This window comes from Brucella sp. 22210, assembly GCF_052045675.1.
GTDB lineage: Bacteria > Pseudomonadota > Alphaproteobacteria > Rhizobiales > Rhizobiaceae > Brucella.
Genome location: NZ_JBQEPD010000013.1, coordinates 76510 through 88679, shown reverse-complemented (window position 1 = coordinate 88679; position 12170 = coordinate 76510). Strand labels below are relative to the sequence as shown.

The following is a 12170-nucleotide window of genomic DNA, read 5'->3' as shown; positions in this document are numbered from 1 at the left end:
TGCATCGGGGTTACAGACCGGCCCGCTCTTTCGCGTCTGCAACAAGCGCCTTGGCAATGACGATCTGCTGGATTTGCGTCGTGCCTTCATAGATGCGGAACAGACGCGCATCGCGATAAAGCTGCTCGGCGCGATATTCACGAATATAGCCGTTGCCGCCATGCACCTGCACATTGCGGTCAGCAATGCGCCCCACAGCTTCCGAGGCAAACATCTTTGCGCAGGACGCCTCGACACTGACATTCTGCCTGGCGTCGCGCTTGCGCGCTGCATCCAGCACCATGCAGCGCGCCGCATAGGCATCCGCCTTTGAATCCGCGAACATCGCCTGCAAAAGCTGGAAGTCCGACAGAGGCTTGCCAAACTGGCGGCGGTTAACCGCATAATCCAGCATGTCGTCGATGATCCGGTCCGACAGACCAACGCAGGCAGCAGCGATATGCAGACGCCCTTTGTCGAGCACCTTCATGGCCGTTTTGAAGCCCTGCCCCTCGATGCCTCCGATCAGAGTAGAAGCGGGAACCCGGCAATCCTCGAAAATCACATCACAGACATGCGCGCCTTGCTGGCCCATTTTCTTTTCCGGCTTGCCAGTAGAGAGGCCGGGCGTACCGCGCTCAACAGCAAAGGCCGACACGCCCGCCGCACCTTTCTGGGTCGGATCGGTCCGCGCCATCACCGTGAACAGACCCGCATGCGGCGCATTGGTAATGAAGCGCTTGGTGCCGTTCAGCACATAGAAATCCCCATCCCTGCGCGCAGTCGTCTTGACCGCAGCCGCGTCCGAACCGACATCCGGCTCGGTCAGCGCAAAGGAACCGGTCAACTCGCCGGAGGCGAGAAGCGGCAGGTATTTTGCCTTCTGCTCATCGGTACCATCAATGGCGATGCCCTGCATTCCGATGCCGACATTAGTGGCGAAGATCGAGCGGAACGCAGGCGCAGCACGCCCCAGCTCGAACATAACCAGGACCTCCTCCTCCATCGTCAGCCCCAGGCCGCCGAACTCCTCCGGCGCGGTCAGGCCAAACAGGCCCATCTCCCGCATCTCGCTTAGAACATCCGCCGGGATGGCGTCGGTTTCGGCTACTTCAGCCTCCGCCGGGATCAGCCTGTCATCAACGAAACGGCGCAGCGTATCCAGAAATTGCGCCAGCGTATCGGAATCCATAGCCATGATATCCTCCCATGTATGGCAATATATTGTCATTTATACCCATATGCCATTTGAGGCAACAGGCTTTTAAAGCCGATATTTAGACGATGCGGTGAAAGAAGCTTGATAAATTGAGTAAATATATTTACCTTCTTTGGCGGGAAGATCGATCATGAAAGCCATTGTTTTGAAAGAGCGCGGCGCAGCTGGCGTTGCCTATATGGATATGCCGGGCCCAGCTTGCCCGCCGGGCTTTGCGCGGGTGCGGATGCTTGCCGCCTCGATCAATCGCGTTGATCTTTATATGCGGGACAATGGCGCGGGCATTACCCATGACCTCCCACTGATCATGGGCGTCGATGGTGCGGGCGAAGTGCTTGAAGCCCCGCAGGACAGCAGCTTGACCGCAGGCGACCGCGTCATACTCTATCCTTACGAATTTTGTGCCACCTGCCGTCCCTGCCTTGCCGGAGACCAGCCGCTTTGCCATTCGGCGCGCATTCTCGGCGAGCATCGCCATGGAACTTTTGCTGAAGAAGTGGTTCTGCCGGCGCGATCTCTGGTCAAGATCAGCAACAAGGCGGATAACAATCAGGCCGCCGTCCTCGGCGTCGCCTATCTGACAGCATGGCGCATGGTGTTCGGCAAAGCACCAACCGGCCCCGGCAGCGTGGTGTTGATCCAGGGTGCGGGCGGCGGCGTTGCCTATGCGGCCATGCAGCTTGCCCGCATGGCTGGCGCGCGCGTTATCGTCACCACATCCGGCGATGACAAGCTCAATCATTTCCGCAATCTCGGCGTCGAGGTCATCGACTATCGTAACGAGGATGTACCGAAGACTGTTCTGCGCCTGACCGGCGGCGAAGGCGCCGATCTCGTCATTGACAATGTCGGCGAACGGACATGGGGCGCAAGCCTGCGCAGTGCTGCGCGCGGCGGCCACCTCGTCACCTGTGGCGCGACGACAGGCGCTCACCCTTCCGCCGACATTCAACGCCTGTTCGTGCGCCAGATTTCCATTCACGGCTCAACCATGGGCAGCATGGAGGAGTTTATCCGCCTGATCCGCGCCTGGGAGACGGGCGGCTTTAAACCGCTGATCCACAGCGCCGTCACGCTGGAGAATGTACCTGCTGCCTTTGCCCAACTCGAAGATCCGGCCCGCATGGGCAAAATTCTGGTTCGCATCGCCTGAACTTGCCGAGAGGTTCTCATGTCTTATGAAAATATCCTTGTCACCGTCGAAGGACAGGTCGGCATCATCACATTGAACCGCCCGGAAGCGCTGAATGCGCTGAACCGGCAACTGACCGCCGAGCTTTCAGAAGCCGCAGCCGCCTTCGATGCCGATCCGGCCATCGGTGCCATCGTCATCACCGGCTCGGACAGGGCCTTTGCCGCCGGAGCAGACATCAAGGAAATCAAGGACAAGACATTCGCCGAAGTCTATGAGGAGCAGCTTATCACCTCGACTTGGGAAGGGCTGGCGCGGGTACGAAAGCCGACGATTGCCGCCGTTTCCGGCCATGCAATTGGCGGCGGCTGCGAGATCGCCATGATGTGCGACATGATCATCGCGTCCGAAACCGCGCGCTTTGCGCTGCCGGAAACCTCCATCGGCATTATTCCCGGCGCTGGCGGCACACAGCGCCTGACCCGGATCGTCGGCAAAGCCGTGGCGATGGACATGATTCTGAGCGGCCGCGCGCTTTCGGCCGCGGAAGCACAAAGCATGGGATTGGTGAGCCGCGTCGTACCAGCAGGCACACAAGTGGTGGAGGCGGTGAAGCTTGCCGCCAAGGTTGCAGCCTATTCCCAACACGTTGTTCAATTGGCCAAGGAAGCGGTCAACAAAGCTTATGAGACCCTCCTGCAGGAAGGCATTTATGTCGAACGTCGCCTGCTCTACTCAACCTTTGCGCTGGATGACCGCCGTGAGGGCATGAACGCTTTCGCCGAAAAGCGCCCGCCGCAGTTTCGTAACCGCTGAGATCGAAAGCGCGCATTACGAAGTCGGGTCACCGGAAAACTCTTCGCAACATCATAACCTGCGGCAAGGGCGCTAATTCAGTTTAGCGCACTTGCGCAGGTTAAACGCGCGCGATCTGGAAAAACCGGACCACACGAATTTTTTTAAGAAAACCATATTGATAAACTCCATCGCTGCCATAGCTCTCAATTAGAATTTACTGATTTATTGCCCTGCCTGTAGCTAACCACGGGTTTGGTCGCAGGCAGTTTTAATTGCGTATCGCGTGAAAAAATGAATGGCATTGAGGATGAAACGGAAAAACCAGCGTACGTGGCGTGACCGCCACTGACGTTCAGAGTATTTTCGACTAAAATAAATATTGTTTGACAGATATACATAAAATCAAAATTATTTTTTGCATTATTTAGCTGGTTAAAAGTCAAATAACAGAAATAAATTTGACATAGGAATATCTTGTCGGAATTAAGTTGTTAAAATTTCTTGACTTTATTTAATTTGCACTAATTTCACTTACGAAATCCAGCAAAAGTGCCGTTGATAAATAATAATTATACCGTTGATCGAGATCAATGACGCGAGATTAGCTCTCATATCATTGTCTGTGAAATTTCGTTTCATGCTCATAATCGCGCACGATTGGAGAATTGCATGGCCGATACGCACAGCGGACAGGTTGCGGTGGAAAAAGAACCGCACAAACTAACATTGTTTCCTTTGATTGCGCTCGTTCTTGGGTCGATGATTGGCGGGGGCGTCTTCAATCTACCATCGGACATGTCCCGGGCAGCATCGCCTGGCGCGGTGATTATCGGCTGGATCATCACCGGCATCGGCATGTTGATGCTGGCGAAGGTCTATCAATCGCTGGCCAATCGCCGCCCCGATCTCGATGCCGGACCTTATGCCTATGCCAAGGCCGGTTTCGGGTCGTTCATTGGATTCAACAGCGCCTGGGGATATTGGCTCAGTGCCTTTCTCGGCAATGTGGCCTATGCAGTGGCGATTTTCTCGGCGCTCTCCTTCTTCTTCCCGGTCTTTGGCGACGGCTCCAACCTGCCGTCGATCATCGGCGCATCCATCTGCCTTTGGCTGATCCACACGCTCGTCCTTTACGGCATCAAACAGGCGTCATTCGTCAATATCGTCACCACGATTGCGAAACTTGTGCCGCTGATGCTGTTCATCCTGATCGCCATCATTGCCTTCCACTGGGACAAGTTCACCTTCAATTTCTGGGGTCGAGGTGAAGAAGCGACCCTTGGCAGCATCACGCATCAGATCAAGAGCACCATGCTGGTGACCTTGTGGGTGTTCATCGGCATCGAAGGTGCCAGTGTTTATTCAGCCCGCGCGGCCAACCGCAAGGATGTGGGGCGCGCAACCGTCATCGGTTTCCTTGGCGCGCTCGGCATCTATGTGCTGGTGTCGCTGCTGTCGACCGGCCTGATGAGCCAGCCGGAACTGGCCGGACTGAAGGTGCCGTCCATGGCTGGTGTCTTCGAACCGCTTGTCGGCCATTGGGGCGCACTGCTCATCAATGTCGGCCTTCTGATTTCGGTTGGCGGTGCCTTTTTGTCGTGGACCCTGCTTTGCGCGGAAATCCCGTTTTCCTGCGGTCGCGACGGCACATTCCCGAAATGGTTTGCGGTCGAGAACAAGAACGGCTCGCCCGCCCACGCATTATGGGCGACGAACCTCGCGATCCAGTTCTTCATGCTGCTCACCTATTTTTCCGAAAGCGCCTACCAGTTCTTCTACTTCATCGCGTCGGTCGCCATTCTGCCGCCCTATGTGTTCTCAGGCGCTTTCGCTCTGAAACTTGTGCTCAGCGGCGAAACCTACAGCGCCAACAGCAAGGCGCGGCATCGCGACCTGTGGGTGAGCCTGATCGCAACCCTCTATGGCGTCTGGCTCGTCTATGCAGCGGGATTAAGCTTCCTGCTGATGTGCACGGTGCTCTTTGCACCCGGCATTCTGGTTTACGCGAAGGCCCGCAAGGAACATGGCGAGCCAATCTTCGAAGGATACGAGGTGTGGATCGCAGCAGGCATTACCCTGCTGGCTCTGGTCGCCATCTATCTGATGTGGACGGGGGTCATCACACCATTCTGACATGTTCATCCGTGGGAACGGTCCTTTGCCGGCTTTCAAGATGACGCAACCGGACCGGCACAGCCATCCCACCCAGACCACTGGTTTCAAACAGGAGCATCGAGATGAGACAATTTGGAGTGCATTCGGAAGTCGGCAAGCTGCGCACGGTGATGGTTTGCAGCCCTTCGCTGGCCCATCAACGACTGACCCCAGCCAATTGCCATGACCTTCTGTTCGATGACGTTATCTGGGTCCACGAAGCCCAGAAGGACCATTTCGACTTCGTGCTCAAAATGCGCGAACGCGGCGTGGAAGTTCTGGAAATGCAGGACCTGCTCGCTGAAACGCTGAACGACAAGGAAGCGCGGCAGTTCGTGCTCGACCGGCGCATTCTCGCCAATCAGGTGGGACGCAATGTTGCCGACTCCATGCGCCCATGGCTGGACGAACTGCCGTCGAAAAACCTTGCCGAGTTTCTCATTGGCGGCGTGGCCGTTTCCGACCTTCCCGATATATGGGGCAAGGAACTGATGCTCGACGTGCTGGGCGGTACGGAATTCATCATTCCGCCAATCCCCAACACGCTTTTCCAACGCGACTCGTCCTGCTGGATTTATGGCGGTGTGACGGTCAACCCGATGTTCTGGCCAGCACGTCAGCCGGAAACGCTGATCCAGCGCGCCATCTATAAATACCACCCGGAATTCAAGGATGGTGATTTCAAGATCTGGTGGGGTGACTTCGACGCCGATCACGGCAATGCCACGATGGAAGGCGGCGACGTCATGCCGATCGGCAATGGCACCGTGCTGATCGGCATGGGCGAACGCACGACCTATCAAGCCGTCGGCCAGGTAGCCGAAGCGCTGTTTGCCGCAAACGCCGCGACCCGCGTCATCGCCTGCGTGATGCCGAAGAGTCGCGCGGCCATGCATCTCGATACAGTATTCAGCTTTTGCGACCGCGACCTCGTGACCATTTTTGGCGAAGTGGTGGACCAGATCCGCTGTTTCAGCATCTACCCCGGCGACGATGGCAAAATCACCGTCCGACCGGAAACCAAGCATCTTCTGGAAGTGGTCGCCGAAGCGCTTGAGCTGAAGAAATTGCGCTCGGTCGCAACAGGCGGCAACGCCTATGAAGCCGAGCGCGAGCAGTGGGACGACGGCAACAATGTCGTAGCGCTGGAACCCGGCGTGGTGGTCTCCTACGACCGCAACACCTACACCAACACGCTGCTGCGCAAGGCCGGCGTTGAAGTCATCACCATTCGCGGCTCGGAGCTTGGCCGTGGTCGAGGCGGCGGGCATTGCATGACCTGCCCCATCTGGCGCGATCCGGTTTGATCACCGGACACTCATCGCAACGTTATTTAGTTTTGGAGACGTATCATGAGCTTTAATCTGCGCAATCGTTCGCTTCTCACGGTGCAGGATTACACGCCGCGCGAGTTTCGCTTCCTGCTGGATCTGGCACGCGATCTGAAGCGCGCCAAATATGCCCGCACTGAACAAAAGCACCTGTCGGGCAAGGAAATCTGCCTCATTTTCGAAAAAACCTCCACACGCACGCGCTGCGCCTTCGAAGTCGCCTGTTCCGATCAGGGCGCCAATGTCACCTATCTCGATCCGGCCGGTTCGCAGATCGGCCACAAGGAATCCTTCAAGGATACCGCGCGTGTTCTGGGCCGCATGTATGACGCCATCGAATATCGCGGCTCATCCCAGACCGGCGTGGAAACGCTGGCCAAATATGCGGGCGTACCGGTCTATAACGGCCTGACCGATGAATACCATCCGACCCAGATGCTGGCCGACGTGCTGACAATGTGGGAACACAGCGACAAGCCGATCCCCCAAATCAAATATGCCTATGTCGGCGACACGCGGTCCAATATGGGCCATTCGCTGATGATCGTCGGCTGCCTGATGGGCATGGATGTGCGCATCTGTGGACCGAAGGACCTGTGGCCTGCCGAAGAGTATCGGAAGATCGCCGAGGAACTCGCAGCAGCATCGGGCGCAAAGCTGACCATCACCGATGATGTCAAGGCTGCGGTCAAGGATGTGGATTTCATCCATACCGACGTCTGGGTGTCGATGGGCGAGCCGAAGGAAGTCTGGGCCGAACGCATCAAGCTCCTGAAGCCCTATCAGGTCAACGCAGCGCTGATGAAAGCCGCGGGCAACGCGCAGGTGAAGTTCATGCACTGCTTGCCTGCCTTCCATGACACGGAAACCGTGGTGGGCAAGCAGATCGCCGATCAGTTCGGCATTTCGGATGGTCTCGAAGTGACGGACGAAGTGTTCGAATCCCACGCCAATATCGCTTTCGAACAGGCGGAAAACCGCCTGCACACCATCAAGGCTCTGCTTGTGGCAACGATTGGAGATTGAGGATGCGCATCGTCATCGCATTGGGCGGCAACGCCCTTTTGCGGCGCGGCGAGCCAATGACAGCCGAGGTGCAACGCAAGAATATCCGCACTGCTGTCGAGGCCATCGCGCCGATCACCAAGGACCATCAGGTCATCATCACCCATGGCAACGGCCCGCAGGTGGGGCTGCTTGCCTTGCAGGGCGCAGCTTACAAGCCCGACGAAGCCTATCCGCTGGACGTGCTTGGCGCACAGACGGAAGGCATGATCGGCTATATGCTCGAACAGGAACTTGGCAATGTTCTGCCGTTCGATATTCCCATCGCCACCGTCCTCACCATGGTTGAGGTGGATGGTGACGATCCCGGTTTCCAGAACCCGACCAAGTTCGTCGGCCCGGTCTATTCGAAAGACGATGCCGACCGCATCCGTGGCGAAAAAGGTTGGGTCTTCAAGCAGGATGGCGACAAGTGGCGAAGGGTTGTGCCATCGCCGTTGCCAAAGCGGATATTCGAAATACGCCCGCTGAAATGGCTGCTTGAAAAGGACACCATTCTCATCTGCGCGGGCGGCGGCGGCATTCCCACCATGTATGAAAAGGGCAAGGAGCGGTCGCTTGGCGGTGTCGAGGCTGTCATCGACAAGGATCTGGCCAGCGAACTTCTGGCGCGTGAACTCAATGCCGACCTCTTCATCATGGCGACGGATGCCGAGGCGGTCTTCACCGACTGGGGCAAGCCGACGCAAAAGGGCATCCACGAAGCGACGCCGGAAGCACTCTCTCAATACCAGTTTCCGGCAGGCTCCATGGGACCAAAGGTGGATGCCGCCTGTAACTTCGCCAAGGCGACGGGAAACTCCGCCGCCATCGGCGCACTGGCTGACATTCCCGCTATTGTCGATGGCAAGAAGGGCACGATCGTCAGCACGGGCTTTCCGAAACTAACCTGGCACTGAATTAAGTATTAAAACTCCGGTCTTTGGTGAAAGATCGGAGTTTTCTTTGTTTAAACTTACGCCTACACTCAATTCACTACCGGGGAGACCATAGAGTGAGCGAAAGCGAACAGGGTTCAACAAGCGGCGTCCGCCCTCCATCCATGCTGGATGCCCTGGTGCCTTGTATCGCACTGATCGTCTTTCTTGCCCTTTCCTATTATCTGTTCGGTGACGAGGCTTCGTCCGGCCCCAATCAGATCGCCCTTGCAGTCTGCGGTATGATCGCCGCAGGTGTGGCCTACAAGAACGGATCGACATGGTCCGCTGTCCGCGCATCCGTCGTCGACGGTATCGCCGCTGGCTTGCCCGCCATTCTCATCCTGATGGCGGTGGGCGCACTGATCGGCACATGGGCGCTCAGCGGCACGATCATATCCATGGTCTATTATGGGCTGAAACTGCTTAACCCCGATTATTTCTATGCCACGACTGCCATTGTTTGCGCTGCTGTCGCATTCAGCATCGGCAGTTCCTGGACTGTCGCGGGCACCATCGGCATCGGGCTGATGGGCGTGGCAGCCCATATGAATCTGTCGCCCGCCATTACGGCGGGGGCCGTCATTTCCGGCGCCTATTTCGGCGACAAGGCATCGCCGCTATCCGATACGGTCAATCTGGCGGCAGCGTCCGCCGGTTCGGAAATATTCGACCACATCAGAGAATCTCTCTGGGTATCGATCCCGGCTTTGCTTCTGGCGATTGTACTTTTTGGCCTTCTGGGTGAGCAGAACGATTTTGACGCCAGTTCTCTTCTGACGAAGATCGACAGCCAGATTCAGGTTTCGCTCTGGGCTTTCCTGCCGTTGCTGCTGGTCTTCATGCTGTCGGTCGCACGGGTTTCACCCGTCGTGGCGATATTCAGCGGCGCTCTGGCCGGAGCGATCCAGGGCGTCATTATGGACCCGCAGCGCGTGATCACTTTTGCCAATGATGCCGCGCTGCCCAGCGCGCTTGCGCTTTTGAAAGGCGCATGGCTGGCGCTGGCCACCGGCTATACGAGTTCCGTTGGTGACCACGACATCGATATCATTCTCAGCCGTGGCGGTATGGCCAGCATGATGACGACCATCTGGCTTATCATCACCGCGCTCGCCTTTGGCGCGGTGATCGAACATGCAGGCATTCTCAATCGCCTGATCGGCCCGATGATCCGCCGTACCAAATCCGATGCCGGTCTGGTCACCACCGTTGCCGGGACCGCCGTGCTGACAAATGTGGTCACGTCCGATCAGTATATTTCAATTGCCCTGCCGGGACGCATGTTCAAACAGGCCTTTGCCAGCCGGGGCCTCGCGCCAGCCCTCCTGTCCCGCGTGATCGGCGACAGCGCAACCGTGACCTCGCCTCTGATACCATGGAACAGCTGTGGTGCTTACATGGCGGCGGCACTTGGGGTCAGCACCACTGCCTATGCCGCCTTTTGCTTCTTCAACATCATCAACCTGCTGCTATCTATCGGCTTCACGCTGCTCGGTTGGCGCGTGCTTCGAGTCACCCCCAAGACGGGCGTCTAGCTGACGATCCCTTTCCTGCGATAGAGCAGCCAAAGGAACCAGATACCGCCCACCAGCGAAGCGATGAGACCCGGCGACATTGGCCATGGATAGGCGATATTGCGCCCCAACCAGTCGGCGAAGATCAACATCAACGCACCGACCAGCGCCGCTGCCGATAAACGAACCCCTATGGTGCGAAAGCCAAGCAGCGACACGAAATGCGGAACCATCAGCCCTATGAAGCTGATGGGGCCGACAGTCAGTGTTGCAGCAGTTGTCGCCACGCCTGCGATCAGCAGCAAAACCCCACGGCTTTGCGGCACCTTCAATCCGATAGCGCGGGTGGTGGTATCGCCAAGCGGGAATATTTCAAGCGGGCGTTTCAAAAGCATCGCCGCGAGGAAAACGACCAGCGCACAGACACAAACCAGAACGGCATCGCTGCTGCCGACATTGCCCATGGACCCGGAATACCAGTTCAAAAGCCCTGCCACACGCGGGTTGCCGCTGGCGAGAAGCAGGATCATCAGGGCGTGAAAGGCACTGCCAAGACCGACGCCCACCAGCAGAACCCGCTCCGGCTGAAACGCCATGCGTTTACCGATCAGCGCAATCGCTGCCAGAACGACAAAAGCGCCAATGGTGGCAACCGCCAGTTTGGACATACCACCGGCATTGGGCAGAAACAGCACCGCGACAGCCAGACCGACCCCAGCACCATAACCGATCCCCAACAGATCGGGGCTCGCCATCGGGTTTCTCAATGTGCCCTGCAAGATCACGCCTGCAATGGCCAGACACACGCCAGCGCCAGCCGCCGCAAAGATGCGCGGGACGCGCCAGAAACTCGCCGCCATATCCGTCACATCTGGCAGGCTGAAAGCCCAACCTTGCGCGTTCTTCGCCACCAGAAATGACAAAGCCGCGCTCAAGACACATAGGCCACAAAGCAAGAGCAGCGCTCTCCCCGGATGCTTGAGAGCGTTGGTTTCCGATGCCGCTTCCCCTATTTGCGGCGCACTGCCAAGCCGCACGCGCGTTGCGAGGATCACCAAGACGGGTCCGGTGAAGAGACCCGCTGCAGCGCCAGCCGGAATATTGCCGACAAAGGGCGTAATTGCCCGCAAAAGCTGATCAACGCCCACGAGCAAAAGCGCCCCCAGAATGGCCGACCATGCCAGACGCCGCCCGTCATAGCCCGGCGCAAAGGAGCGTGCCAGATTGGGAGCAGCAAGCCCCACCATCCCGATTAGCCCGAGGCTGCTGGTGACGATCGCAGCCATCGCCGCAGCCGCTGCCAACAGTACCAGCCGCATGAAGGCCGGAGAGACACCGAGCCCCTTGGCCTGACCATCGCCCAGCGATAGAAGGTTAAGCGGTCGCTGCAACAGCAAAATCAGCACAGTCAATGGCAGCAGACGCGGCAGAAGATAGAGGAAGACCTCCCATCCGCCCTGTTGCAGGGAACCTGCCTGCCAGGTCAGAAGATTGATCAGATAATCATGGTTGAACAGGACAAGCAGGCTGAAAACAGCGTTGCAGTAAAGCCCCACCATCAACCCAGCCAGCACGACGGTCGTGGATGAGAACCGCCCTGCCGAAGCGACCAGCAGGGAAATGCCGAGCGCCACGGCAGCGCCTGCAAGCGCGATGGGTTCGCTGCCGAAGGTCCACAGGCCGGGTGCAAAAACAAGCGCGAGAGCAAGGGCGATCTGCGCGCCAGATGCAACGCCAAGCAAGCCCGGCTCTGCCAGTGGATTGCGCAGCACGGTCTGGAAGACGGCACCGCCCAACCCCAACACCCCACCCACCAGAAGCCCCACGGCAAGGCGTGGCAGAAAACTGTAAAAGCCGATTACATGGCGCGGATCGTCAAGATCGGGGGCCATGATAATGCGCAACCATTCAGCAGGCTTTGCAATGCTGAGAAAGCCCTGAACGACAAGCAGCAGAACCAGAACGAAGGCAATGATCAGCACGGGCCAGCGAAGCGAAAAATGCCGTTGCGCATGTTCCTGACCGGACGAAACAGAACCGATACTCATCACCGCAACC

Annotated in this window: 9 protein-coding genes; 7 read left to right on the top strand and 2 right to left on the bottom strand. The window is 57.7% G+C overall.

Annotated features, from left to right (window positions below; all coding sequences use genetic code 11):
- Positions 1–10 precede the first annotated feature (10 nt).
- On the bottom strand, positions 11–1177 hold the full coding sequence (locus ACTJKP_RS16790; protein WP_440631480.1) for an acyl-CoA dehydrogenase family protein: 1167 nt from the start codon (positions 1175–1177) through the stop codon (positions 11–13).
- A gap of 151 nt (positions 1178–1328) precedes the next feature.
- Here ACTJKP_RS16790 and ACTJKP_RS16785 point away from each other — a divergent pair, with 151 nt between their 5' ends.
- The 7 genes from ACTJKP_RS16785 to ACTJKP_RS16755 all read left to right on the top strand — a co-directional run bounded on the left by ACTJKP_RS16785 (position 1329) and on the right by ACTJKP_RS16755 (position 10133).
- Positions 1329–2351: a zinc-binding dehydrogenase gene (locus ACTJKP_RS16785; protein ID WP_440631479.1), complete on the top strand. Its 1023-nt coding sequence runs from the start codon at positions 1329–1331 to the stop codon at positions 2349–2351.
- A gap of 18 nt (positions 2352–2369) precedes the next feature.
- On the top strand, positions 2370–3146 hold the full coding sequence (locus tag ACTJKP_RS16780) for an enoyl-CoA hydratase-related protein (protein WP_440631478.1): 777 nt from the start codon (positions 2370–2372) through the stop codon (positions 3144–3146).
- Positions 3147–3797: 651 nt separating this feature from the next.
- Positions 3798–5261 carry an arginine-ornithine antiporter gene (gene arcD / locus ACTJKP_RS16775; RefSeq protein WP_440631477.1) on the top strand — a complete coding sequence of 488 codons (1464 nt, stop codon included), beginning with the start codon at positions 3798–3800 and terminating at the stop codon, positions 5259–5261.
- A gap of 104 nt (positions 5262–5365) precedes the next feature.
- Positions 5366–6589 carry an arginine deiminase gene (gene arcA, locus ACTJKP_RS16770; RefSeq protein WP_440631476.1) on the top strand — a complete coding sequence of 408 codons (1224 nt, stop codon included), beginning with the start codon at positions 5366–5368 and terminating at the stop codon, positions 6587–6589.
- A 45-nt stretch (positions 6590–6634) separates the two neighbouring features.
- Positions 6635–7639, top strand: a complete 1005-nt coding sequence (locus tag ACTJKP_RS16765; protein WP_440631475.1) for an ornithine carbamoyltransferase — start codon at positions 6635–6637, stop codon at positions 7637–7639.
- Between the two features lie 2 nt (positions 7640–7641).
- Positions 7642–8577 (top strand): carbamate kinase, encoded by a 936-nt coding sequence (arcC, locus tag ACTJKP_RS16760; protein ID WP_440631474.1) that lies wholly within the window; start codon positions 7642–7644, stop codon positions 8575–8577.
- A 95-nt stretch (positions 8578–8672) separates the two neighbouring features.
- Positions 8673–10133, top strand: a complete 1461-nt coding sequence (locus tag ACTJKP_RS16755) for a Na+/H+ antiporter NhaC family protein (RefSeq protein ID WP_440631473.1) — start codon at positions 8673–8675, stop codon at positions 10131–10133.
- Here the strand turns inward: ACTJKP_RS16755 and fhuB are convergent.
- Entirely contained in the window at positions 10130–12160 is a 2031-nt protein-coding gene (fhuB, locus tag ACTJKP_RS16750) for a Fe(3+)-hydroxamate ABC transporter permease FhuB (protein ID WP_440631472.1), read from the bottom strand. The genes ACTJKP_RS16755 and fhuB overlap by 4 nt on opposite strands.
- Positions 12161–12170 lie beyond the last annotated feature (10 nt).